Below are 23,947 nucleotides of genomic sequence, written 5' to 3'. Positions count from 1 at the left end.
TCATCCCTGGGTCTTCTGGATAGCTTCGCGAAGCACCTGGCGGTCGTCGAAGGGACGGACCACTCCGGCGATGTCCTGGCCCTGCTCATGGCCCTTGCCCGCGACCAGCACCGTGTCGCCGGGCCGGGCGCGTGCGACGGCCGCGGCGATCGCGGCGGCCCGGTCCTCGAAGACCTGGACCTCGCCACGCTCGTGTACCGGCACGGACGCCGCGCCCTGCAGCATGGTTGCAAGGATCGCGAGGGGGTCCTCGGAGCGGGGGTTGTCGGAGGTCAGTACGGCGGTGTCGGCAAGCCTGGCCGCGGCGGCGCCCATCGGCTCCCGCTTGGTCCTGTCGCGGTCCCCGCCGCAGCCGAGCACGACGTGCACCCGGCCCTCGGTGACCTTGCGCAGCGCCTTGAGCACCGACTCGACGGCGTCGGTCTTGTGGGCGTAGTCCACGACCGCGAGATACGGCTGCCCGGCGTCCACGCGCTCCAGGCGGCCCGGCACACCCGGCACGGCGGCCACGCCGTCGGCCGCGGTCTGCGCGTCGAGGCCGGCGGCGGCCAGGGCGACGATGGCGGCGAGGGTGTTCGCCACGTTGAAGGGACCCGGCAGCGGCGAAGTGGCGGCGATGCGCTCGCCCTTGGGGCCGATCACGGTGAACGTGGCGTCCATCGGGCCGACCTGGACGTCCTCGGCGCGCCAGTCGGCGTCGGGGTGCCCCTCGGCGGAGAAGGTGACGACCGGGACGGTGGCCTCCTCGGCGAGCCGGCGGCCGTACTCGTCGTCGAGGTTGACCACGCCGAGCCTGCTGCGCTTCGGGGTGAACAGCTGCGCCTTCGCCCCGAAGTAGTCCTCCATGTCGGAGTGGAACTCCATGTGTTCCGGGCTGAGGTTGGTGAACACCGCGATGTCGAAGACGCAGCCGTCGACCCGGCCGAGGACCAGGGCGTGGCTGGAGACCTCCATGGCGACCGCGTCGACGCCGCGCTCGCGCATGACGGCGAACAGCGCCTGGAGGTCGGTGGCTTCGGGGGTGGTCCGCTCGGACTTGATGCGCTCGTCGCCGATGCGCATCTCGACCGTGCCGATGAGGCCGGTCGACCTGAGTGTCTTCAGGCCGCCCTCGACCAGATAGGCGGTGGTGGTCTTGCCGGAGGTGCCGGTGATGCCGATCTGGAGCAGATCGCGGCCGGGCCGGCCGTAGATCGTGGCCGCCAGTTCACCCATCCGCCCGCGCGGATCGTCGACGACGAGGACCGGCAGGCCCGTCTCCGCGGCGCGTTCGGCGCCGGTCGGATCGGTCAGCACGGCGACCGCGCCGAGGCCCGCGGCCTGCGTGACGAAGTCGGCGCCGTGCATGCGGGCACCCGGGAGGGCGGCGTACAGGTCGCCGGGGCGGACGGCTCGCGAGTCATGGGTGATGCCCGTGACCTCGGCGGGGCCGTCCTGCTGTTCCGGCGCGGGGACACCCAGCTGGTCGGCAAGTTCCGCGAGGGGTGTGGCGGAGACCTGCGCCGGCCTGGGCGGTCCCGGATACGTCACAGGATGCCCCTTCTGGGTGGTTTGGGACTGATCAGCGTGTGGCACGGCGGTGAGCGTACCGGGCGCACCGGCGTCAGGGCGAAGTGAGGGGCGGGGCGTGCCCTGGTTCCCGGAGTCGGGGGTGATCGTCGTCACGAGGTGGTTCCTGGCTGCTCGGTGCTGATCAGGGTGGTCAGGGTTTGTAGGAGACCGGGAGCTTGGCGGCTTTGGCCCCGGTCGGCGGGACCTGGAGGGTCTTCAGCGCGAACTCCATCACCTGCTTGTAGATGGGGCCGCAGATCTGGCCGCCGAAGTAGTTGCCCTGGGTGGCGTTCTGGATGGCGCAGTAGACCGTGATCCGGGGGTTGTCGGCGGGCGCGAAGCCGGCGAAGGAGGACGTGTAGCCGCGGTACTTTCCGGTGGCCGGATCCACGCGGTTCGCCGTACCGGTCTTGCCCGCGACCCGGTAGCCGGGGATGCGCGCCTTGGTGCCGGTGCCCTCCCGGTCGTCCACGACGGACTCCAGCATCTGGGCGAGGGTCCTCGCCGTCTTCGCGCTCACGACCCGGGTCTTCTTGGGCTTCGGCGCCTCGGTGAACTGCCCGTCGGGTCCCTCGGTGCCGCGCACCAGCGTGGGTTCGACGCGTACGCCGCCGTTGGCGATCGTCGAGTAGATCGATGCCGCCTGCATCGCGTTCAGGGAGAGACCCTGGCCGAAAGGAATCGTGTACTGCTGCGAGGTCGACCACTTGTCGGGGGCGGCCAGGATGCCGGGGGTCTCGCCGGGGAAGCCGAGCCCGGTGTAGCTGCCGAGGCCGAACCTGCGCAGGTAGTCGTAGAGGACCTTGTTGGACTGCCGCTGGGTCTTGCCGAGCTGGCCGGTGGCGAGGATGGTGCCGATGTTGCTGGACTTGGCGAGCACGCCGTTGAGCGTGAGGTACCAGGTCGCGTGGTCGATGTCGTCCTTGAAGAGCCGGTCGCCGCGGTGCAGCCGGTTGGGCACGATGACATGCGTGCCGGGCGTGGCCACGTTCTCCTCCAGTACGGCGGCCATGGACATGACCTTCGCGGTGGAGCCGGGCTCGTAGGCGTCCTGGAGGGCGGCGTTGCCCATGTTCGCGCTGGAGGCCTCGGAGAGGTCGTTCGGGTCGAAGCCGGGCGAGTTGGCCATGGCGAGGATCTCGCCGGTACGGGTGTCCTGGACGATCACATAGCCGCGGTCCGCCCTGGACTCCTCGACCTGCTTGGTGATCGCGTTCTGCGCGGCCCACTGGATGTCGCGGTCGATGGTGAGCTCGACGTCGCTGCCGGGCACGGCAGGCGTCTCGGTGGAGTTCACCGTGGGAACCTGCCGGCCGCCGGACTGGGCGTAGCGGATCTCGCCGTCCTTGCCGGCCAGCGTCTTGTTCAGCTGCTGCTCGACACCGCCGCCGCCCTTGCCGTCGGCGTTGACCCAGCCCAGTATCCCGGCGGCGAGGTCGCCGTTCGGGTACACCCGCTTGCTGCTGGCGACGGAGAGGACGCCCGCGAGGACGTTGACCGCGCTCTTGTCGGTCTCGGCCTTGGTGGCCAGCGCGCTCTTCAGGTCCTTGATCTGCTTCCAGACCTGCGGGGTCTGACGGCTGGCCAGCAGCGTGTAGCGCAGGTTCCGGTTCGCCGGCCGGAGCTTGTCGACGATCTTCTCCTGGTCCTGGCCGAGGATCGGGGCGAGCAGGGCTGCCGCCTGCTCGGGACCGTCGTCGATCTTCAGCTGGTCACGGGAGAACAGCGTGGGGTCGGCCGTGATGTCGTACGCGTCCACGCTGGTCGCCAGCGCCACGCCGTTGCGGTCGGTGATGCCGCCGCGCTCGGCGGCCAGGGTGTAGCCGACATAGCGGTTCTTCTCGGCCTTGGCGGCATAGGTGCTCGCGTCGACGCCCTGCACCTGGAGCAGTCGTACGACGAAGGCGAGCAGGACCAGCGTCAGAGCCAGGCTGACCATGCGCAGCCGGGGGCGGGGGCTGCCGAGCCGGATGGCGGCGGGCGCCCCGGGACGCGGGCGGGCCGGGCGGCGGGCCGGGCGGGCGCCGGGACCCGGGCGCCGCTGGACGCCGCCGGAGCGGGCGGGCTTGGCGGGTCCGGGCACGCGGCGCCGCGGCGGTTCCCTGTCGGACACTTCCGTCACCTGCCGGGGGTCGGGTACGTGGAGGCCTGGGCGGACGGGGCGGAGGGGGCGGACTGCTGGAGGGGGGCCGTGCGGTCGGGAACGGTCTGCGGGGTCGCCTGGCCGGCGCCGGGCGCGGCCGGTGTCGTCGCGGAGCCCGGCGAGGTGGTGTCCGGGCCGGACGTCGAGGGCGTCGCGGGCGAGCCGGGGATGGCCTCGGGGGCGAGGACGAGGGCGTCGCGGGCGGCGGTCTGCCCGGCGGGCGCGGCACTGGGGACGCCCTTGACCGTGCCGTCCGGGGCGATGAAGGCGGGGTCGCCGCCCGGGACCATGCCGAGTTCGCGGGCCCGGCGCAGGAGCGCGTCGGGGGCGGAGTAGGCGTCGATGTCCCGCTGGAGGGACTGTTCCTCGTCGGTGAGGGCCTTCGTCTCCTTCTGGAGGTCGTCCTTCTGGAAGGCGCCCTCGCTGAGGGCGGAGTTCAGCACGAGGAGGCCGATGAGGCCGCCGCCGAGGAGAAGGACGACCAGGAGGACGAACGGGGCACGGGCCGCCTGCCCGGCGCCCGGGGGCAGGAGCCGCGCGAGCCGGGCGGCCCGCCCCCTCAGTTCGGGTTTCCTACTCACTCGCCCTCCCCCGGGTCCGGTTCTCCAACCGATGCCTTCGCGTCGCGGACCCGGACTCCCGCCCCTGCCTCACGGCCTTCATTCGATGGACTCCCTGATGCGCTCGGCCCCGCGCAGCCGCGCCGGTGCCGCGCGCCGGTTCTCGGCGATCTCTTCCTCGGTGGGAAGTTCGGCACCGCGCGTCAGCAGCTTGAGCCGGGGCTGGTACTGCTCGGGGACGACGGGCAGCCCGGGCGGCGCGGTGTTGGCGGCGCCGGCCGCGAACACCTGCTTGACCAGGCGGTCCTCCAGCGAGTGGTACGACAGCACGGCGATCCGCCCGCCGACGGCCAGGGCCGCCACGGCGCCCGGGATCGCCCGCTCCAGGACGGAGAGCTCGCCGTTGACCTCGATGCGCAGCGCCTGGAAGGTGCGCTTGGCCGGGTTGCCGCCGGTGCGCTTGGCGGCCTGCGGCAGCGCGTCCCGGATCAGCTCCACGAGCCGGGCGCTGTTGCTGAACGGCTCCTTGGCGCGCTCGCGCACGACGGCGGCCACGATCCGCTTGGCCTGCTTCTCCTCGCCGTAGGCGCGCAGGATCCGGACCAGCTCGCCGGGCGGGTAGGTGTTGAGGACCTCGGCGGCGCTGATGCCGGTCGTCTGGTCCATGCGCATGTCGAGAGGGGCGTCCTGGGCGTAGGCGAAGCCCCGGTCGGCCTCGTCGAGCTGCATGGAGGAGACGCCGAGGTCGAACAGGACGCCCTGCACGCGCGCGATGCAGAGCCTGGCCAGGACGTCCGGGAGCTCGTCGTAGACGGCGTGCACGAGGGTGGCGCGCTCGCCGTACGGAGCGAGCCGCTCGCCGGACAGGCGCAGGGCCTCCTTGTCGCGGTCGAGAGCGACGAGCCGGGCCTCGGGGAACTGCGTCAGCAGGGCCTCGCTGTGGCCGCCGAGCCCGAGCGTGCAGTCCACGACGACCGCGCCCGGCCGCTGCAGGGCGGGGGCCAACAGGTCCAGGCACCGCTGGAGCATCACCGGGACGTGTCGACTGGAACTCAAGGGGCCCTCTCAGATCCGGCGGGACGGTGCGCACCGCCGGGTCCCCACCCTCCCCCGACAAATTGGGGGACCCCCAGTGAACGGGAGGCCGGCCGGCGCCGGAAGCGTCAGCCGACCGGGAGCGGGAGGAGGCCGAGCCGTACGTACGCGCCGCGCACGCGGGGAGATCTCCGGACAAAATCGCCGGTGTCTCCGGGAAAATCAGTCCAGCAGGGAGTCACGCCTCCCGCTTCGCGTCACTTTAGTCCACCGTGTGGCACGGTCAATCAACCGGCCTGCGCGTCGCCGCTTCGGGTTCGGCGGAAGTCGTACCGCCGGGAAAAAGGCTCGTACGGGGGCACTCACACCACCCCTGTGGGTTAGCTCACAACAAGCCTCGATGACGTTCTTTGTCCCCTCTCACAACAGGACCGCCCTGGACGTGACCAGTAACGTCATGGGTATGACGACTTCTGCATCGGTTCCCACCGGCCCCGACAGTGCGATAGTCCGCCGCGGCACGGTCACCGACCGTCTCGTCGACGCCAACGAGCGCTACGCCGACGCCTTCACCGACCCGGGCATGGACGCCCGCCCCGTCCTGCACGTCGCCGTCGTGGCCTGCATGGACGCCCGTCTCGACCTGCACGCCGCGCTGGGTCTGGAGCTCGGCGACTGTCACACCATCCGCAACGCGGGCGGCGTGGTCACGGACGACGTGATCCGCTCGCTCACCATCAGCCAGCGCAAGCTCGGCACCCGCAGCATCGTCCTGATCCACCACACCGGGTGCGGTCTGGAGAGCATCACCGAGGACTTCCGCAACGAGCTGGAGCTCGAGGTGGGCCAGCGTCCGGCCTGGGCGGTGGAGGCGTTCCGTGACGTCGACCAGGACGTCCGGCAGTCGATGCAGCGCGTGCGCACCTCGCCGTTCCTGCTGCACACCGACGAGGTGCGGGGCTTCGTCTTCGACGTGAAGACGGGTCTGCTGCGCGAGATCGACCCCGCGTAACCGCCGGAGCGCGCTCCGTGCGACGGTCGGCCCGGATGCCGTTCGGTCGACGCCGTGCGACCGTCGCGCGAGAGTCGCGTGACCATGCGTGGCACCTGTCGTTCCGCTGTCAATTTGCGCTCGGGCGTGCCCAAAAGGCCGTAAGACCCGACATATCGCAGGCAGTTGTCCACAGGCGAGTGACACGAATCGGTAACGGCAGCAAGAATGCGGGTGTGGCAACACGCGGAACACTTCACGCGTGGTGTCCGTGTTCCAGGGGTGGGCCGGTCCGCGCATCGCGTCGGCCCGGAAAGAACGGGCCGAGGAGGGCCGGGTGACGACCTATGACGATCGAGCGAGCCTCACTGATCTGACCGCCACTGCGGAGCGAGTCCGCGACGCGGTGGAGGGAGTGATCGAGGGCAAGCCCGAGGTCGTACGGCTTTCGCTGACCGTACTGCTCGCCGAAGGACATCTTCTGATCGAGGATGTTCCCGGCGTGGGCAAGACCATGCTGGCCAAGACGCTGGCGCGGTCCATCGACTGTTCGGTGCGCCGCATCCAGTTCACGCCGGACCTGCTGCCGTCGGACATCACGGGTGTGTCGATCTGGGATCAGCAGCGCAAGGACTTCGAGTTCAAGCCGGGCGCGATCTTCGCCCAGATCGTGATCGGCGACGAGATCAACCGCGCCTCGCCGAAGACGCAGTCCGCGCTCCTGGAGTCCATGGAGGAGCGCCAGGTCACGATCGACGGCCAGACCTACGAGCTGCCGAGCCCCTTCATGGTGGTGGCCACGCAGAACCCGGTCGAGATGGAGGGCACCTACCCGCTGCCCGAGGCCCAGCGCGACCGCTTCATGGCCCGCGTCTCGGTCGGCTACCCCAGCGTCGAGGCCGAGCTCCAGATGCTGGACGTGCACGGCGGCGTCTCACCGCTGGAGGACATGCAGCCGGTGGCGCACGCGCACGACATCGTGAAGCTGATCGACGCGGTGCGCGGGGTGCACGTCGCCGAGCCGGTTCGCCGCTACGCGGTCGACCTGGTCGCTGCCACCCGCAACCACCCCGACCTCAGACTCGGCGCCTCCCCGCGCGCGACGCTGCACCTGCTGCGCGCCGCGAAGGCGTCCGCGGCCCTCAGCGGCCGGGAGTACGCACTGCCGGACGACGTGCAGGCCCTCGCTGTGGCCGTCCTGGCCCACCGCCTGCTGCCCACCGCACAGGCCCAGCTCAACCGCCGCACGTCCGAGCAGGTCGTCCAGGAGATCCTCCAGCGCACCCCCGTGCCCACCGCGCAGCAACAGCAGCACGGCTTCGGTGGCCTGGGCCGCGGCACTCAGCCGTACGGCCAGCAGCCGCCGCGGAGGCTCGGATGACCTCCGGCAGTACGGGCCAGGCCGAGGCGGAGCGCGACGAGAAGGGCGGGATCCGCACGGCACTGGCCGGTCTGACCACGCGCGGGCGCTCCTTCCTGGCCGCCGGCATCGCGGCCGCCGTCTGCGCCTACGTCCTCGGCCAGAGCGACCTGCTGCGCGTCGGACTGCTGCTCTCGGTGCTCCCGCTGGTCTGCGCGACGGTCCTGTACCGCACCCGGTACCGCGTCTCGGGCAGCCGCAGGCTCTCCCCCGCGCGCGTGCCCGCCGGCAGCGAGGCGCGAGTGCACCTGCGCATGGACAACGTCTCCCGGCTGCCCACCGGCCTGCTCATGCTCCAGGACCGGGTGCCCTACGTCCTCGGCCCGCGTCCCCGCTTCGTGCTGGACCGGGTCGAGCCGGGCGGCCGCCGCGAGGTGTCCTACCGGGTCCGTTCCGACCTGCGCGGCCGCTATCCGCTGGGCCCGTTGCAGCTGCGCCTGAGCGACCCGTTCGGGATGTGCGAGCTGACCCGCTCCTTCTCGACGTACGACACCCTCACCGTCATCCCGCGCGTGGAGCCGCTGCCGCCGGTGCGCTTCAGCGGCGAGGCGAAGGGGTACGGCGACGGGCGGCAGCGCTCGCTGGCGCTGGCCGGCGAGGACGACGTGATCCCGCGGGGTTACCGCTACGGCGACGACCTGCGCCGCGTCCACTGGCGCTCCACCGCCCGCTACGGCGAGCTGATGGTGCGCCGCGAGGAGCAGCCGCAGCGCGCCCGCTGCACGGTGCTGCTGGACACCCGTGGCCTCGCCTTCCAGGGCGCGGGCCCGGACTCGGCCTTCGAGTGGGCCGTGTCGGGCACGGCGTCCGTGCTGGTCCACATGCTGGAGCGGGGCTTCTCCGTCCGGCTGCTGACCGACACCGGCAGCTCGGTGCCCGGCGAGGGCGCCGACGGGTTCGCGGGTGCGAGCCAGGAGTCGGCGGACGCTGCGGGCCTGATGATGGACACCCTCGCGGTGATCGACCACTCCGACGGCACGGGTCTGTCGCGGGCCTACGACGTGCTGCGCGGCGGCAACGAGGGACTGCTGGTCGCCTTCTTCGGCGACCTGGACGAGGAGCAGGCGACGGTGGCCGCCAAGATGCGGCAGCGCAGCGGGGGCGCGGTGGCGTTCGTGCTGGACAGCGGGACCTGGGGGCGGGAACCCACCGATGTGCCCGGCGCGTTGGACAGGGGCGAGGAGCGGCTGCGGATGCTGCGGGAGGCGGGCTGGACGGCCCTGGGCGTGCCGCGGGGCGCCTCGGTGAACGAGCTGTGGCGCCAGGCGGACCGAGCGCGTACGGACGCCGCGGCGAGCGGCGGCGGGCTGGGCGAGGGGGGAGCGGCATGAGCGGGCGGACACGGATGGCGCTGTGCGCGGCGGCGGCCACGCTGATGGCCTCGTGCGCCCTGCTGCCGCTGGTCTCTCCGGTGACCTGGCTGCTGCAGGCGATCTTCCTGCTCGCGATCCAGACGGGCGTGGGCATGGCGACCCGGCGGGTCCCGCTGGCCCGGCCGGTGACGGTGGCCGCGCAGGCCCTGGTCGCGCTGATGCTGCTGACCCTGACCTTCGCCGACCAGCAGGCGATCGTCGGAGTGATCCCGGGGCCGGAGGCCTTCGCCCACTTCGCCGACCTGTTGCAGTCCGGCGCGGACGACGTCAGCCGGTACTCGATCCCGGCGCCGCTGTCCGACGGCATCCGCCTCATGCTCATCGGCGGCGTCCTGATCATCGGCCTCGCGGTGGACACCCTCGCCGTGACGTTCCGCAGCGCAGCGCCCGCCGGGCTGCCCCTGCTGGCGCTGTACTCCGTGGCTGCCGGGCTGTCCGACGGCGGCGCGGACTGGCTGTGGTTCCTGGTCGCCGCCATGGGCTATCTGATGCTGCTCCTGGCCGAGGGCCGCGACCGGCTCTCGCAGTGGGGCCGGGTCTTCGGCGGGGCACCGCGGACGCCGGGCGGGGAGCCGAGCGGCGCGGTGGCGCCGGTCCGCACCGGCCGGCGCATCGGCGTGGTCGCGCTGGGCATCGCCCTGGCGGTGCCGCTGGCACTGCCCTCGATGAACGGCGGGCTGCTGGACGCCGCGGGCACGGGCGTGGGATCCGGCAGTGGGAACGGGGGCACGATTTCCGCGGTGAACCCGCTGGTGTCCCTGCGCGACAGCCTGAACGTCGACGAGGACCGTGAGGTCCTGTCCCTGAAGACCGACTCGGCCGACATCTCCAACCTCTACCTGCGGATCGTGTCCCTGGACGACTTCGACGGCACCACCTGGCAGCCGTCCAAGCGCAGCATCGAGGCCGTGCCGGACAAGTTCCCCACCCCCTTCGGCCTGGGCGCCGACGTCAAGCGCGCCGAGGTGGAGACGACCGTCTCGGCGGCCGACTGGTACGCCCAGAACTGGCTGCCGATGCCGTACCCGCCGAGCGGCGTGGACATCAGCGGCAACTGGCGGTACGAACCGCTGGGCATGACGGTGGTCGGCGACCGCCGCCAGACCACGCGCGGGGTGACGTACACCGTGCGCAGCCTCGACGTGCAGCCGACGGCGGACCAGCTCGCGGGCGCCCCGGAGCCGCCGGCAGCGCTGAAGCGCGAGTTCACCAGGCTGCCGGATTCGCTGCCCGGGGTGGTCGGCCGGACCGCGCGCGAGGTCACCGAGGGCGCGACCAGCCACTACGAGCAGGCGGTCCAGCTCCAGGAGTACTTCGCCGTCACGGGCGGCTTCCAGTACGACACCGACGTCAAGGTCGGCAGTGGTCCCGAGGCCATCGCCCGCTTCCTGCGGGACAAGGAAGGCTTCTGCGTCCACTTCTCCTTCGCGATGGCGGCGATGGCCCGCTCGCTGGACATACCGGCCCGGGTCGCGGTGGGCTTCGCGCCCGGCACCCCGCAGGGCGACAACTCCGTCTCGGTGGGGCTCAGGGACGCGCACGCCTGGCCCGAGCTGTACTTCGAGGGCGTGGGCTGGACCCGCTTCGAGCCGACGCCGACCCGTGGCTCGGTGCCCTCGTACACCCAGGCGGACACGCCGGGCTCCACGCTCCCGGACGTGGCACGGCCCTCGCAGTCGGCGAGCACGGGCCCGTCCGCCGCTCCCTCGACCAGCGAGAGCTGCGCGGGGCAGAACCCGGAGCTGTGCGCGAGCGAGTCGCCGGAGGCCGCGGTGGCCGTCGGCGGTGACGGCCCGAAGTGGTACGTCCTGCTGGCATGGGCGCTCGGCGGCGCCGCGGCACTGCTGATCCCGTCGGCTCCGATGCTGTGGCGACTACGGACGAGATCGGTACGGCTGGGAGCACACGGCCGCGCCGAGGCGGACATCCCGCTGCACACCCTGTCGGTCTGGCAGGAACTGACGGACACGGCCTGGGACTTCGGTATTCCGCCGGACGACTCCCGGACTCCCCGCAAGACAGCCGCCCGCATCGTCCGTCTGGGTCACCTCGACCCGCCGGCCGCGGCCTCGGTCCACCGCGTGGCCGACGCGGTGGAGCAGGTCCTCTACGCCCCCGTCCCCCACCCGACGGCGGGCCTCGCGGAGGACGTCCGGCGGGTCCGGTCCGACCTTCGCTCCAGGGCCGCCTGGACGGCCAGCCTGCGCGCACTGCTGCTCCCCCGGTCCAGCGTGCGTGTGGCCTGGGCGGTGTCGGACTGGTGGACCGCGCTCAAGCGCCGGGCGGCAGCGGCCCGGCCGACACTGCGGAAGCCGTCGACGCCCGGCCAGCGGGGGTAGGTGGCGGCTGCGGCCGTGACAGGACGTACGTCAGGCGCGGCAGGACATACGTCAGGGGGGTGACCACCGGTCGGTGGTCACCCCCCTGACGCATGTCCTGGAGCTGTCGGGGAGCTCTTCGAATCAATGGCCGCCTTGTTCGTCACGGCGGCGCTGCCAGCGCTGTTCGATGCGGTCCATCATGGAGCGCTTCTGACGTGGCTGACGGCGGGCCTGCTGGCCGCCGGAGGGCTGTTCGCCCGGCTTGGGGGCCTTGCGCCAGCCGGTCACCGCGAGTACCGCACAGCCCAGCATGACGAGGAATCCCACCACGCTGAGCCACACCTGCTTGGCGACCATTCCAGCCATGAGGAGCGCGATACCTACGAGGAAGCCCGCGACCGCCTGGTAGACCCGTCGCCGGGTGTACGTACGCAGCCCGCTTCCCTCAAGCGCTGTCGCGAACTTGGGATCTTCGGCGTACAGCGCTCGCTCCATTTGCTCGAGCATTCGCTGCTCGTGCTCCGAGAGCGGCACGGAGTCCTCCTCATCGTGCAGTCGCCGGGGCGACCCGGGGGTCCCTTCAGGATAGGCAGGGAATCGCCCCCGTGAAACCCGCCCCTCTACGCCAATTGGCCAACCGGGCTCCGGCATGGGCGTCCCGGCTCGCTGAGATCTTCATTCCCCAGCGGCCGACCCGTCATGCCGGAACGGTCTCCCTCGATCATACGGCGCCGCGCGCTGGATCGGGGGGCCTGTGGCGTACTCCATGTGCAGCCAAGTCCCTGATCAAGGCGCACCCTGGGGGTCCGGGCGCAGTAAGCGGCTCAGGTCCCGGAGCTCTCTCCCGTCTCGCCCAGCACATGGAGCTGGGTGGCCACCGAGTGGAAGGCGGGCAGCTCGGCCGCCGCCTCCTCCAGCTTCAGCAGCGCCTCCAGCGCCCCCGGCTCGGTGTCCACCAGCACGCCGGGAACCAGGTCGGCGAAGACCCGCACACCGTGCACGGCGCCGACCCTGAGCCCGGCTCCCTCGACGAGCTCGGTGAGCTGCTCGGCGGTGAAACGGCGCGGCATGGGGTCACCCTGGCCCCAGCGGCCGTCCGGGTCCTCAAGGGCCTGCTTGGCCTCCTTGAAGTGCCCGGCGAGGGCGCGCGCCAGCACGGCACCGCCCAGCCCGGCGGCGAGCAGGCTGAGGACGCCCTCGGAGCGCAGGGCGGCCACCGCGTTGCGGATGCCCTCGGCGGGGTCGTCCACGTACTCCAGGACGCCGTGGCACAGCACGACGTCGTACCCGCCGCGCTCGGCCACGTCGAACAGGCCGTGGGCGTCTCCCTGCACGCCCTTCACCCGGTCGGCGACCTCGGCCTCGGCGGCGCGCCGCTCCAGGGCGAAGAGCGCGTTCGGGCTGGGGTCGACCACGGTGACGCGGTGACCGAGGCGGGCCAGGGGCACGGCGAAGTTGCCGCTGCCGCCGCCGGTGTCCAGGACGTCCAGCGCCTGGCGGCCCGTGGCCTTCACCCGGCGGTCCAGAGCGTCCTGGAGGACCTCCCAGACCACGGCGGTACGCAGGGAGGCACGGGGGCGAGGGGGGTCGGAGCGCAGCGACGCCGTCTGAGGGTGCTGGTGGGAGACGGGCGGGCGCATCGGGTCCGACACGGCGATTGACTCCTCGGCGGGGCGCCGCCGTCTGCACGGCGGAGCGAGCGGGCTGCCTCCCTCGGCCCGGGTCACGGGCGGGAAGGCTTCAGGCGCCCTCCACCCTATTGCCTGCGCCAGCCCTCTCGGGCATCGCGGTGCCGCGCGACGCCGTACGTCTCGCACGGCGGACAGATGCGGTGCGGCAACGCGGTGACCGGGCCGGATCCCGCTCACCTCGCCGACCGGATCGCCCTCTCCCCTCGACCCGTCAGCCGGATCGCCGTCCCCGGTCTGCCCGGTCCCCCTCACCCCGTCAGCCAGATCACCGTCCCCCGTCGGCCCGGTCCCCCTCACCCCGTCAGCCGGATCGCCCACTCCCCGTCGACCCGATCGCCTTCACCCCGTCAGCCGGTTCTCTCTCACCCCGCGTCCGGCATCTCATCCCTCCCCCGCTGCGCGCCACCGGGCTCCTGCGTGTCGCCGTCCGCGTCGGTGCGCGGCTGGGGCAGGACCGGCTGGAGCACCAGCATCCGTTCGACGAGGCGCAGGAACATCGCCACGTCGCGTATCAGGTCGTCGGCGTCCCGGCGGCTGGCCGCGCCCTGGATGCCGGCCTCGGCCCGGGCTCGGCGCCGGGCGCCCGAGGCGAACAGGGCGCTCCACTCGGTGAGTTCGGGCACGATCTCGGGGAGCACTTCCCAAGCGCTCCGGATGCGGGCCCGGCGCCTGGATGTGGGCTCCGGGCGCCCGCGCGCGGCCAGCACGGCGGCGGCGGTGCGCAGGGCGGCGAGGTGGGCGGTCGCGTACCGCTCGTTCGGTGTCTCCAGAACGGCGGCCTCGTCCAGTCCTGCACGGGCCTGGGCGAGCAGATCGAGGGCGGCGGGCGGGGCCGTGGCCCGGCGGAGCACGGGATGCACGTCGCTCGCGGGGCCGGTCAGTGAGGGGGCAGGGCCGGTGGCGCGGCGCCGACGGGCGGCGGCTGCGTGGTAGCTGGCCATGACGAACCTCCTGTCGTCTCTGTGACGGCATGCCCGATACGGGATGCCGTATGTGCCCATCGTGAGGTATGGCACTGACAATCCGTTCTGACCTGCGGTTTTGCCTCGATCGCAAGTTCGGACTAGCTTTTGCACTGACCAGTCAGTTCAAATCGAGGGGGCAGGGATGGGGGGAACCGTGGCCGGAGTCGGCGTCACGGCCCTGGGGCTCGGGCTCGAAGGGCCCCGCGGATGGGCGTTCCGCGGGGTCTCGTTCGAGGCGGAGCCCGGTTCGCTGATCACGATCGAGGGGCCGTCGGGCACCGGCCGTACGTGCCTGTTGCTGGCGCTCACCGGGCGGATGAAGTCCACCGAGGGGACCGCGACGGTGGGCGGTTCGGCGCTGCCCAAGCGCATGGCGGCGGTGCGGCGCGTGAGTGCCGTGGCCCACGTTCCGGGTGTGACCGACCTGGAGCCGGCCCTGACCGTCGCCGAGCACCTCCACGAACGCGCGCTGCTCCAGCGGCGGTTCGGGGACTCGCTGCGGGGGCTGCTGCGCCCGCGTGCCGAGCGGAAGTCGGACGAGCGGCTCCGGATCGACGCCGCGCTGACGGCGGCCGGACTCGACCTGGCGTCCCTGCCCAAGGGCTCCCGTACGGCCGTACGGGACCTGGAGCGTCAGGAGGCGCTGCGGCTGTCGCTGGCGCTGGCCCTGATCGGGCGTCCGCGGCTGCTCGGCGTCGACGACACCGACCTGAAGCTCTCGGACGCCGAACGGGCCGAGATCTGGGCGCTGTTGAAGTCCGTCGCCGAGAGCGGGACCACGGTCGTCGCGGTGTGCAGCGAGGCCCCCGCAGGCACGGTCGTGCTCTCCACCGGGCCGACCGAGCCCGCTGAGCCCGGCGGACCGGCCTCACCGACCTCACCGACCTCACCGACCTCACCGACCGAGCCCACCGAACCAACCGGCGCGACGGACGAGGCGCCGGCCTCCCGGGACGCGCAGGAAGACGTGCAGGAATCCGACGGAAAGGAGGCCGCCGATGCGCTCGCCGAGGCTGGCCGCGCTTGAGCTGAGGCGCTTCGGCCGGGGGAAGCTGCCGCGCGCCGCCCTGGTCGCGCTGCTGGTACTGCCCCTGCTGTACGGCGCCCTGTACCTGTGGTCGTTCTGGGACCCGTACGGCCGTCTCGACAAGATCCCCGTGGCGCTCGTGAACGACGACAAGGGGGCGGCCGTCGGGGAGAAGAGGCTGACGGCCGGCGACGACATCACCAAGGGCCTGCGCGAGAGCGACGTGTTCGACTGGCGCGAGGTGAGTGCGGCCGAGGCGGAGAAGGGTGTGGAGGACGGCACTTACTACCTGTCGCTGACCATGCCGTCCGACTTCAGTGAGCGGATCGCCTCCAGCGCGGGCGACGCACCGGAGACGGGCGCCCTGCAGGTGCGTACGAACGACGCGAACAACTACATCGTCGGGCAGATCTCACGGACGGTCTTCAGCGAGGTGCGCGAGGCGGCGTCCACGAAGGCGTCGCGGTCGTTCCTGGACCGGATCTTCGTGTCGTTCTCCGACATCCACGGCGCGACCGTGAAGGCCGCGAACGGCGCCGACCGGCTCGAAGGCGGCATCGGCAAGGCGGAGAAGGGCTCCAAGGACCTCGCCGACGGTCTGAAGGACGCCAAGGAGGGCAGCGGCAAGCTGTCCACCGGTCTGAAGAAGCTCAACAAGGGCGCGGGCGACCTGGAGGACGGCTCGCGGCGGGTCGCGGAGGGCACGCGGACGCTGGCCGACAAGGTCAACGGGATCGACAAGAAGATCGGCCCGTTCCTGAAGGACAACGAGAAGACCATCGGGGACACGGCCAAGCTCGTCGCCGACTTCTCGGGGGCGATCCGCAACAACCTCGACGACTGGGTGGAGCGCGCTCCGGCCGCCGCCAAGGGCGCCCACACGGCCTCCGACGCGCTGGATCTCATCGTCAAGGCGCGCTGCGAGGACGCCGTACTGCCCGACCCGGCCTGCTCCGACCTGAAGGAGGCCAAGCAGTCCGCAGCCGACGTGGCGACGATCGCCGACGACCTCAACACGCTGATCGCCGACCAGGACGGCGACCTGAAACAGCTCGACAAGCACCTCGCCACGCTCCAGAAGCAGGCCCAGGGTCTCGCCGACCGCGCGCCCCGCCTCTCCGAGGACCTCGACGACGCCGTCGGCCGGATCAACAAGCTCAACCAGGGCGCCGCGAAGGTCGCCGCGGGCGCCAAGAAGCTGCACTCCGGGCTCGGCGACGCCAAGGGCGGCGCGGCCGATCTGGACACCGGCGTGGGCGAGTTGAAGACCGGCGCCCACGACCTCAACGGCGGCATCTACAAGCTCGTCGACGGCTCCGGGAAGCTCTCGGAGGGCCTGCACGACGGCGCGAAGCAGATCCCCGACTACGACAAGAAGGACCGCGACCAGCGCACCGAGGTCATGGCCGACCCGGTCCAGCTGCTCTCCCGCGACCTGCACAAGGCGCCCAACTACGGCACCGGGTTCGCCCCGTACTTCATCCCGCTGTCCCTGTGGGTGGGCGCGATGGTGGCGTACATGCTGATCGCCCCGATGAACCGGCGCGCGCTCGCCGCGGGCGCCCCCGCGTGGCGGATCGCGCTGGCCGGATGGCTGCCCGTGGTGGCGATCGGCGTGCTCCAGACGGTGGCCCTGATGTCGGTGCTGCACTGGGCCGTCGGGCTGCAGATGGCGCGCGCGGCGGGCACGGTGGGCTTCCTGTTCCTGGTGACGGCGTGCTTCGCGGCGATCGTGCAGTGGCTGAACGCGCGCTTCGGGGCGGCCGGCCGGATCCTCGTCCTGGCCCTCCTGATGCTCCAGTTGACGTCCGCCGGCGGCACCTACCCCGTACAGACCAGTCCGGGCTTCTTCAACGCGCTGCACCCCTTCCTGCCGATGAGCTACGTCGTGGAGGCCCTCAGGAGGCTCATCACGGGCGGCGGTCTGGGACCGGTGTGGCACGCGTGCGTGGTGCTCGTCGCCTTCACCGCGGGCGCCCTCGCGCTGACGGCGCTGTCGGCCCGGCGCCGCCAGGTGTGGACGCTCGACCGGCTGCACCCGGAGCTGAGCCTGTGAGCGCGCGCGGGACAATCAGCCCCATGGAAAGCAGCAGCGCCGCGTCGGGCGGCAGCACGCGCCGTGAGGCCACCCGGCAGAAGCTCTACGAAGCGGCCGTCACGCTCATCGCCGAGCAGGGCTTCTCCGCCACCACCGTCGACGAGATCGCCGAGCGGGCCGGGGTGGCGAAGGGCACGGTCTACTACAACTTCGCCAGCAAGTCGGTCCTCTTCGAGGAGCTGCTGCGGCACGGAGTGGGCCTCCTGACCGCCTCCCTGCGCGAGGCCGCCGAGCGGACCGCGCGGGAGGGCGGCGGCAAGGTGGACGCCCTGGACGCGATGGTCCGCGCGGGGCTGGTCTTCATCGACCGCTACCCGTCCTTCACGCAGCTGTACGTCGCCGAGCTGTGGCGGACGAACCGGGCCTGGCAGTCCACGCTGATGGTGGTCCGTCAGCAGGCGGTGGCGGTCGTGGAGGGTGTGCTGCGCGAGGGCGTGGAGAGCGGCGAGTTCAGCGACGAGATCGACGTACCGCTGACGGCCGCGGCCCTGGTCGGCATGGTCCTGGTGGCCGCGCTGGACTGGAAGTCCTTCCAGCCGGAGCGCTCCCTGGACGATGTGCACGCGGCGCTGTCCCGGCTGTTGCAGGGCCGGGTGAGCGGCCGCCGCTGAGACCGGCCGGAGCGCACACACGAAAGCGCCGGTTCGAAGTGGCCGCGTCCCCCGCGGGCCACTGTCGAACCGGCGCCCTCTCGTGCTCCCCCGTTCCCCCGTACGCCCCCCGATTTCCCCCGTGTCCCCCTGGACCCCCGTGCGGTCGTTCCCCCGGGTCCCCCGGTCTCACTCCCGCCGACACCAGGCCGGCGGAAGGAGCGGATCCGGGGATGCTCCGTTCCGGCGCCCCGTGTCGCCGGTGCCGGAGCCGATCCCCTTCTCCGTGTCTCCACTCTCTCGTTCACGCAGGTCGTGCCCCATCCGCGCGCGTACTCATCTCGTCGGCTAGGTACGCGTACTCAGAGCTGCGTGCTCATCCCCAAGACCCGGTGTTGCCCAGTGGTTACGATCGCCCCCGTGTCTGTACTCCCATTGGTGTTCACAAGCGGCTGGGCCAGCGGAATCAACGTCTACGCCGTCGTGCTGCTGCTCGGCATATTCGGCGCGACGGGGCTGAGCGACGAGGTGCCCGAGGCACTGCAGCGGCCCGACGTCCTGACAGCGGCCGGCGTGCTGTTCCTCATCGAGGCCGTCGCCGACAAGATCCCGTACGTCGACACGGCATGGGACTCGGTGCACACCGTGATCCGGCCGGTGTCGGGCGCGGTCGTCGCGGCGCTGCTCGCCGGGCAGAGCGGGTCGGTGCCGGAGCTGGCGGCGGGCGCGGTCGGCGGTTCCACGGCGTTGGTCAGCCATCTGGTCAAGGCCGGGACGCGGATGGCGGTCAACTCCTCGCCCGAGCCGTTCAGCAACGTCGTCGTGAGCCTCGCCGAGGACCTCGGGGTCGCCGCGATCATCACCTTCGCGATCTTCCACCCCGTCGCCGCGGCCGGCGTCGCGGGCGCCCTGCTGCTCGCCGGGCTGTTCCTGCTCTGCTTCCTGGTCTCGCGGATCCGTCGCTTCCTGCGGCGCAGGGCCGAGCGGCGGGCGGAGAAGCGGCTCGGGCAGGCGGTCACACAACGGCCCGGCTGAGCCCTTCGCCCAGGTCGGTGAGCCGTTGTCGGTGCCGGCCGATAAAGTCCCTGGCATGGCGAGGATTGCGGTGATCGGCGCGGGGATGGGCGCGATGGCGGCCGCTGCCCGACTGGCCGTCGCGGGCCACCGGGTGGCGGTGTACGAGCGCACGGAGACGTACGGCGGAGCGGTGCGCCGCCTCGGGCGGGACGGCTTCGGCTTCGACACGGGCCCCGGACTGCTCGCGGTCCCCGCCGTGTACCGCGATCTGTTCATCAAGACCGGCAAGGAGCCGCTGGCGGCGTGCGTCGAGCTGGTCCAGGTCGACCCGTCCGCGCGGCACGTCTTCGCGGACGGCACCGAGGTGTCGCTGCCGAACGCATCGCGCGCGGGCGTGGTGGCCGCACTCGACGAGGCGCTGGGTGCCGGAGCGGGCGGCCGCTGGGGCGACTTCCTGATCCGCGCCCGCGAGACCTGGGACCGCACCCGCAGGCCACTGCTGGAGGAGCCCCTGTGGCCCAACTGGCAGGTGCTGGCGGAGCGCGAGCCCTACCCCGCGGTCCCGCACAAGCGCCTCCTGCGCACCCGCCGGGCGGGCACGCTCGCCGAGGTCGGCGCCTGGGAGCTGCGCGACCCCCGGCTCGTCGCCCTGCTGGAGAGCCACGCGCTGGCGTACGGCCTGGATCCCGGCACCGCTCCGGCCAACGCGGCCGTGCTGCCGTACATGGAGCACGCCTTCGGGACCTGGTATGTCCGCGGCGGCATGCGGGAGTTGGCGCGGGCCGTGTACGAGCGGTGCCTGGCCAGGAAGGTCGAGTTCCACTTCGGCGTCGAGGTCACCGGGATCCTGGAGAAGGACGGCCGCGCGGCGGGGCTGGAGCTGGCCGGTGCCGAGGGGCCGACGGTGGCCGAGGCGGACCTGGTCGTCGGCACCGGGCCGTGGCGCCTGAGCGAGCTGGCGCACGGACGCGAGCTGTACGCGGCGGAGGGTGTCGGGCCCGCCCGCGAGGGCATGTCCCCGGGTCGGGTCGTGGTCTGCCTGGCGCTGTCCGGCGCGCGGGACGCGGACGCCGCTCACCGCACGGTGGTGCACACCCCGGACCGGCAGGCCGAGCTGGCGGCGTTCGGGCGCGGCGAGCCCGCCGCCCGTCCCACGGTCGTGCTGGACCGCCCGGGCGACCCGGCGCTGCGCCCCGACGACGCCCACGAGTCCATGGTGCTGACGGCGACGGTGCCGTCGCAGGCGCGGTACGACTGGGAAGCGGCTGGGGCGGCGGACACGTTCGCCGACCGGATGGTCGCCGCCGCCGAGCGTGCTCTGCCCGGCCTGCGTGAGCGCGTCCTGTGGCGTGAGGTCCGCACGCCGGTGCACACAAAGCTGGAGACCGGCGCCGAGGGAGGCGCCGTACCCGCACCCGCGCTCGCGGCGGCCGAGGGGAGCTTCCTGCGCCCGTCCAACAGCACGGGCCTGGCGGGCCTGTTCACCGTCGGCGGCTGGTCCCACCCCGGCGGCGGCCTTCCGCATGCCGGCATGTCGGGCGCGCTGGTGGCGGGACTGATCGTGGAGGGGCCGGACTTCCAGGGCTCGCAGTGACGCCGCCGGACAGCGGCTCACCCGGGCGTCAGAAACGGTACTGCTCGTCGTACCCCTGGCCCTGCTGCTGACCGTTGCCCTGGTAGGGGTACTGCTGCTCCGGCGGGAGTTCGCCGCCGTAGGCCTCGTCGGTGCGCTGCTGCGGGACCCAGACGCCGCTGGACGGGGTCTCGCCGTAGGTGCCGGTGGCGTACTGGTCCTGGGCGTAGCCCTGCTGGCCGTACTGCTGCTGGCCGTAGGCGTCGTAGGAGGCGCCGTCGTAGGTCTGGTTGCCGACGTACGGGTCGGAGTAGGCGGCGTACTGCTGCTGGGCGCCCTGGTCGTAGCCGTACTGCTGCTGGTCGTAGCCGGCGTAGGCGTCGTATCCGTAGCTCTGGTCGGCCGTCGCGTACTGGTCCTGGGACTGGCCCGCGGCGGCGTGGTTCTGCTGGCCTGCGGCGGCGTAGGCGGCGTCGCTGTATATGCCGTACGAGCCGGTGTCCTCCGGCATGGGCTGCGGCTCGTAGACGGCGGTCGACTCCGCCGCCGTGGGCTGCCCGCCCCGGGTGGGGGTGAAGACGTCGTCGCGGTCGTAGTCGTCGCCGTATCCGGCGCCGTCCGGGCCGTAGGGATCGTCGTGGCCCGCGAATCCGCCCCCGGACGCCTCCAGGTCGGAGACCTCCAGGGTCGGTTCCTGGCGGTCCGGCTCGTCGCGGCGGCGCTTGCTGCCGAGGGGACCCAGGGCCGGAGCGGAGACCGCCCAGCCCGCCGAGAAGCCGCGGCGGAACGACAGCGTGACGTAGGTCTGGCCGATCGCGAAGGCGGCCGCGCCCAGACCGATGACGACGACCGACGGGATCAGCACCCCGACGACGACGCCGAGGAACCCGACGAACGCGAGCAGCCGCCAGCGCAGCCGCGCCTTGTACTGCAGCAGCACCTCGCCGAGCAGCCACAGCGCGACGACGCCGAACGCGATGTAGAGGACCGTCCAGCCCATGTACGCCCCTCTCCCAGTGGCCGCCTACGCAGTGTGACGTATGTCAGGACGGCCGGTCTAGGCCTGCGGGGGATGGTGCAAGCCCAGGTTCTCGTAGATTTCCAGTGTCGCCGTGGAGTTGTTGAGCGTGATGAAGTGCAGTCCGGGCACTCCCTCGGCCAACAGCCGCGCGCAGAACTCCGTGGCGAACTCGATGCCAATGGAGCGTACAGCCGCCGGATCGTCCTTTGCTGTGAGGATCCGCTCTTTCAGGGCGGCCGGGAAGCCGGCGTTGGTGAGCGAGGGGATCCGCTCCAGCGTCTTCGCGCTGGCGATCGGCATGATCTCGGGGATGATCGGGGTGTCGCAGCCGGCGGCCGAGACACGGTCGCGCAACCGCAGATAGTCCTCGGGTTCGAAGAACATTTGCGTGATCGCATAGTCCGCACCCGCACGGCACTTGTCGACAAAGTGACGTACGTCGGTATCCCAGTCGTCGGAGCGCGGGTGCATCGCCGGGAAGGCCGCGACGCCCACGCAGAAGTCGCCGGACGCCTTGATCAGCTCGACGAGCTCGGCGGCGTAGGCGAGGCCCTCGGGGTGGCGCACCCAGTCACCCAGCGGGTCACCCGGTGGGTCGCCGCGCAGCGCCAGCATGTTGCGGATCCCCGCGTCGGCGTACTGGCCGATGATGTTGCGCAGGTCGGCCACCGAGTGGTCGACGGCGGTGAGGTGGGCGATCGGGGTGAGCGTGGTGTCCGAGGCGATGGCCTCGGTCGCCTTGACGGTGCCGGCGCGGGTGGAACCGCCCGCGCCGTAGGTCACGGAGACGAAGTCGGGTCCGACGGCCTCGACCCGGCGCAGCGCGTTCCACAGGTTCCGCTCGCCCTTCGGGGTCTTGGGCGCGTAGAACTCGAAGGAATACGTCGTTTTGCCGGTCGCGAGCATCTCGCGCACGGTACGAGCGTGGTCCGATCTGATGGATGCGGTGCCGAGGGCCATACCCGCAGGTTAGCCAGGGGGCACCGGTCCCCCAACCGGACGCCGGACATTTGCCCGAATTGTCCGGTCGTTGTCCACGCCTTGGACAAACAGGGGCCGAACAACGGCCGAATACGGGGATCGGCCCGCGGGAAACCGGCCGGGTTGCCCACTGGCTGAGACACACCCCATCGGCCGTCTACGCCTGCCGCAGCCGCTTGGCGAACTCCGCCGCCGCGGCCGCCGGGTCGCCGGCCTCCGTGATCGCCCGTACGACGACGACACGGCGGGCGCCCGCCTGAAGCACCTGGTCGAGGTTGCCGAGGTCGATGCCGCCGATGGCGAACCAGGGGCGGTCGGTGCCGAGCCGGGCGGTGTGCCGGACCAGGTCGAGGCCGGGTGCGTGGCGGCCGGGCTTGGTGGGGGTGGGCCAGCAGGGGCCGGTGCAGAAGTAGTCCACGCCCTCCTGGCCGGCGGCCGCGTCGGCCTCCGGGTCGGCGTGCGTGGAGCGGCCGATCAGGACGTCGTCCCCGAGGATCGCGCGGGCGGCGGGGACCGGAAGGTCGCCCTGGCCGAGGTGCAGGACGTCGGCGCCGGCGGCGTGGGCCACGTCGGCCCGGTCGTTGACCGCGAGGAGCTTGCCGTGCCGGGCGCAGGCGTCCGCGAAGACCTTCAGGTGCTCCAGTTCCTCGGCCGCCTCCATTCCCTTGTCCCGCAGCTGCACGATGTCGACACCGCCGGCCAGGGCGGCGTCCAGGAACTCCGCGAGGTCGCCCTGCCGCTTGCGGGCGTCGGTGCAGAGGTAGAGCCGGGCGTCGGCGAGCTGGCTGCGGACGCCGGCGGCGGTGACGGAGTCGGACATGCGGTGCCCCCTGTGATCGGGTTGCCGGGCGGGTGGGACCGGCCGGTGAGGTCGGGCGGTTGCCGGACGGTGGCACACGGTAGCCGGAGCCGACGGTACGGCGGACGCGGCCCTCGCGCGCTCCGCGGGTGCCGTGCCGATCCGACCGGAGAACCCGGGGGCACGGCTGGTGCGCACGGCAGGTGCTGCCCACCGCGCCCCGCGCAGTCGCAGTCGGCCGGAGCCCTGGACGCGGCCGCAGTCACCCGCGACCGCGGCCCTGGGCCCCGGCCGGTACGCCGGACGGATTCGGATTCACGCCCTTCGCGCGTGAGGCGTGCTTCGGATCAGACGGCGAGCGCCTGGGCGCGCCGCTTCACCTCCGTGCCGCGGTTCTCGCTGAGGGCCTGCGCGGGGGTGCCCGGCAGGCTCTCGTCGGGCGTGAAGAGCCACTCCAGCATCTCTTCGTCCGTGAAGCCGTCGTCCCGCAGGAGCGTCAGGGTCCCGGACAGGCCCTTGACGACCTTGTCTCCGTCGATGAAGGCGGCAGGGACGTGCAGCGCGCGGTTCTCACCACGGCGTACGGCGATGAGCTGGCCCTCCTTGACCAGCTGCCGGACGCGCGTCACCTCGACGCCGAGCTGTTCGGCGATGTCGGGCAGGGTGAGCCAGGCGGGGACGAGAGCATCGGTCTTTGCGTCAATCTCGGTCACGGAACAAGCCTGCCATCTGCCACTGACAGTCGGAAGTCAGGCCGGTCCACCCGGGGCGGGCGTCGCCCCGCCGTGCTA

The 23,947-nt window shown here is 72.2% G+C and carries 20 protein-coding genes; 9 read left to right on the top strand and 11 right to left on the bottom strand.

Annotation, left to right across the window (positions count from 1 at the left end):
- The 4 genes from AC3ETA_RS41295 to rsmH form a co-directional block, all read right to left on the bottom strand.
- Entirely contained in the window at nt 1–1,665 is a 1,665-nt protein-coding gene (locus AC3ETA_RS41295; protein WP_432198047.1) for a UDP-N-acetylmuramoyl-L-alanyl-D-glutamate--2,6-diaminopimelate ligase, read from the bottom strand.
- 37 nt (nt 1,666–1,702) lie between these two features.
- Entirely contained in the window at nt 1,703–3,664 is a 1,962-nt protein-coding gene (locus tag AC3ETA_RS41290) for a peptidoglycan D,D-transpeptidase FtsI family protein (protein ID WP_432198046.1), read from the bottom strand.
- A gap of 5 nt (nt 3,665–3,669) precedes the next feature.
- On the bottom strand, nt 3,670–4,275 hold the full coding sequence (gene ftsL / locus AC3ETA_RS41285; protein WP_432198045.1) for a cell division protein FtsL: 606 nt from the start codon (nt 4,273–4,275) through the stop codon (nt 3,670–3,672).
- 78 nt (nt 4,276–4,353) lie between these two features.
- Nucleotides 4,354–5,310 carry a 16S rRNA (cytosine(1402)-N(4))-methyltransferase RsmH gene (gene rsmH / locus AC3ETA_RS41280; RefSeq protein WP_432198044.1) on the bottom strand — a complete coding sequence of 319 codons (957 nt, stop codon included), beginning with the start codon at nt 5,308–5,310 and terminating at the stop codon, nt 4,354–4,356.
- Between the two features lie 442 nt (nt 5,311–5,752).
- Here rsmH and AC3ETA_RS41275 point away from each other — a divergent pair, with 442 nt between their 5' ends.
- From AC3ETA_RS41275 to AC3ETA_RS41260, 4 genes are all read left to right on the top strand, one after another.
- Complete coding sequence (locus AC3ETA_RS41275) at nt 5,753–6,301, top strand: beta-class carbonic anhydrase (protein ID WP_030955286.1); 549 nt, start codon at nt 5,753–5,755, stop codon at nt 6,299–6,301.
- A 316-nt stretch (nt 6,302–6,617) separates the two neighbouring features.
- Complete coding sequence (locus tag AC3ETA_RS41270) at nt 6,618–7,661, top strand: AAA family ATPase (protein WP_432198043.1); 1,044 nt, start codon at nt 6,618–6,620, stop codon at nt 7,659–7,661.
- Entirely contained in the window at nt 7,658–9,031 is a 1,374-nt protein-coding gene (locus AC3ETA_RS41265; RefSeq protein ID WP_432198042.1) for a DUF58 domain-containing protein, read from the top strand. Before AC3ETA_RS41270 ends, AC3ETA_RS41265 begins: the two co-directional genes overlap by 4 nt.
- Nucleotides 9,028–11,412 carry a transglutaminase TgpA family protein gene (locus tag AC3ETA_RS41260; RefSeq protein WP_432198041.1) on the top strand — a complete coding sequence of 795 codons (2,385 nt, stop codon included), beginning with the start codon at nt 9,028–9,030 and terminating at the stop codon, nt 11,410–11,412. Before AC3ETA_RS41265 ends, AC3ETA_RS41260 begins: the two co-directional genes overlap by 4 nt.
- A gap of 123 nt (nt 11,413–11,535) precedes the next feature.
- On the opposite strand, the gene AC3ETA_RS41255 is transcribed toward AC3ETA_RS41260, so the two are convergent.
- From AC3ETA_RS41255 to AC3ETA_RS41245, 3 genes are all read right to left on the bottom strand, one after another.
- Nucleotides 11,536–11,928 carry a DUF3040 domain-containing protein gene (locus AC3ETA_RS41255; RefSeq protein ID WP_030956416.1) on the bottom strand — a complete coding sequence of 131 codons (393 nt, stop codon included), beginning with the start codon at nt 11,926–11,928 and terminating at the stop codon, nt 11,536–11,538.
- 290 nt (nt 11,929–12,218) lie between these two features.
- Entirely contained in the window at nt 12,219–13,046 is an 828-nt protein-coding gene (locus tag AC3ETA_RS41250) for a class I SAM-dependent methyltransferase (RefSeq protein WP_432198040.1), read from the bottom strand.
- A gap of 401 nt (nt 13,047–13,447) precedes the next feature.
- Nucleotides 13,448–14,026, bottom strand: a complete 579-nt coding sequence (locus AC3ETA_RS41245) for an SAV_6107 family HEPN domain-containing protein (protein ID WP_432198039.1) — start codon at nt 14,024–14,026, stop codon at nt 13,448–13,450.
- Between the two features lie 166 nt (nt 14,027–14,192).
- Here AC3ETA_RS41245 and AC3ETA_RS41240 point away from each other — a divergent pair, with 166 nt between their 5' ends.
- From AC3ETA_RS41240 to AC3ETA_RS41220, 5 genes are all read left to right on the top strand, one after another.
- Entirely contained in the window at nt 14,193–15,077 is an 885-nt protein-coding gene (locus tag AC3ETA_RS41240) for an ATP-binding cassette domain-containing protein (protein ID WP_432198038.1), read from the top strand.
- The gene (locus AC3ETA_RS41235) at nt 15,049–17,133 is read left to right on the top strand and encodes a YhgE/Pip family protein (RefSeq protein ID WP_432198037.1); all 2,085 of its coding nucleotides are present in this window, start codon (nt 15,049–15,051) and stop codon (nt 17,131–17,133) included. Before AC3ETA_RS41240 ends, AC3ETA_RS41235 begins: the two co-directional genes overlap by 29 nt.
- A gap of 23 nt (nt 17,134–17,156) precedes the next feature.
- Nucleotides 17,157–17,786 (top strand): TetR/AcrR family transcriptional regulator, encoded by a 630-nt coding sequence (locus tag AC3ETA_RS41230; protein ID WP_030954870.1) that lies wholly within the window; start codon nt 17,157–17,159, stop codon nt 17,784–17,786.
- A 399-nt stretch (nt 17,787–18,185) separates the two neighbouring features.
- Nucleotides 18,186–18,800, top strand: coding sequence for a DUF4126 domain-containing protein (locus tag AC3ETA_RS41225; RefSeq protein ID WP_432198036.1), 615 nt, complete (start codon nt 18,186–18,188; stop codon nt 18,798–18,800).
- 55 nt (nt 18,801–18,855) lie between these two features.
- Nucleotides 18,856–20,376 carry a phytoene desaturase family protein gene (locus AC3ETA_RS41220; protein ID WP_432198035.1) on the top strand — a complete coding sequence of 507 codons (1,521 nt, stop codon included), beginning with the start codon at nt 18,856–18,858 and terminating at the stop codon, nt 20,374–20,376.
- A 28-nt stretch (nt 20,377–20,404) separates the two neighbouring features.
- Here the strand turns inward: AC3ETA_RS41220 and AC3ETA_RS41215 are convergent, their stop codons facing one another.
- From AC3ETA_RS41215 to AC3ETA_RS41200, 4 genes are all read right to left on the bottom strand, one after another.
- Nucleotides 20,405–21,355, bottom strand: a complete 951-nt coding sequence (locus tag AC3ETA_RS41215; protein ID WP_432198034.1) for an SCO2102 family sporulation regulator — start codon at nt 21,353–21,355, stop codon at nt 20,405–20,407.
- Between the two features lie 57 nt (nt 21,356–21,412).
- Nucleotides 21,413–22,336 (bottom strand): methylenetetrahydrofolate reductase [NAD(P)H], encoded by a 924-nt coding sequence (gene metF, locus AC3ETA_RS41210; protein ID WP_432198033.1) that lies wholly within the window; start codon nt 22,334–22,336, stop codon nt 21,413–21,415.
- Nucleotides 22,337–22,514: 178 nt separating this feature from the next.
- The gene (gene thiE, locus AC3ETA_RS41205) at nt 22,515–23,177 is read right to left on the bottom strand and encodes a thiamine phosphate synthase (protein WP_432198032.1); all 663 of its coding nucleotides are present in this window, start codon (nt 23,175–23,177) and stop codon (nt 22,515–22,517) included.
- Between the two features lie 326 nt (nt 23,178–23,503).
- A complete protein-coding gene (locus tag AC3ETA_RS41200; RefSeq protein ID WP_126898988.1) occupies nt 23,504–23,869 on the bottom strand; it encodes an Rv2175c family DNA-binding protein in 366 nt (121 codons plus the stop codon).
- Nucleotides 23,870–23,947: the final 78 nt, after the last annotated feature.

This window comes from Streptomyces sp. bgisy027 (assembly GCF_057710365.1).
Note: the sequence above shows the minus strand (reverse complement) of the source record. Positions and strands in the feature narration are given on the sequence as shown.

Excerpts from the sequence above, each read along its gene's own strand:
- AC3ETA_RS41275 (WP_030955286.1), top strand. The coding sequence starts at position 5,753 with ATGACGACTTCTGCATCGGTTCCCACCGGCCCCGACAGTGCGATAGTC.
- AC3ETA_RS41265 (WP_432198042.1), top strand. The coding sequence starts at position 7,658 with ATGACCTCCGGCAGTACGGGCCAGGCCGAGGCGGAGCGCGACGAGAAG.
- AC3ETA_RS41260 (WP_432198041.1), top strand. The coding sequence starts at position 9,028 with ATGAGCGGGCGGACACGGATGGCGCTGTGCGCGGCGGCGGCCACGCTG.
- AC3ETA_RS41245 (WP_432198039.1), bottom strand. The coding sequence starts at position 14,026 with ATGGCCAGCTACCACGCAGCCGCCGCCCGTCGGCGCCGCGCCACCGGC.
- AC3ETA_RS41240 (WP_432198038.1), top strand. The coding sequence starts at position 14,193 with ATGGGGGGAACCGTGGCCGGAGTCGGCGTCACGGCCCTGGGGCTCGGG.
- AC3ETA_RS41235 (WP_432198037.1), top strand. The coding sequence starts at position 15,049 with ATGCGCTCGCCGAGGCTGGCCGCGCTTGAGCTGAGGCGCTTCGGCCGG.
- AC3ETA_RS41230 (WP_030954870.1), top strand. The coding sequence starts at position 17,157 with ATGGAAAGCAGCAGCGCCGCGTCGGGCGGCAGCACGCGCCGTGAGGCC.
- AC3ETA_RS41220 (WP_432198035.1), top strand. The coding sequence starts at position 18,856 with ATGGCGAGGATTGCGGTGATCGGCGCGGGGATGGGCGCGATGGCGGCC.
- AC3ETA_RS41215 (WP_432198034.1), bottom strand. The coding sequence starts at position 21,355 with ATGGGCTGGACGGTCCTCTACATCGCGTTCGGCGTCGTCGCGCTGTGG.
- metF (WP_432198033.1), bottom strand. The coding sequence starts at position 22,336 with ATGGCCCTCGGCACCGCATCCATCAGATCGGACCACGCTCGTACCGTG.
- thiE (WP_432198032.1), bottom strand. The coding sequence starts at position 23,177 with ATGTCCGACTCCGTCACCGCCGCCGGCGTCCGCAGCCAGCTCGCCGAC.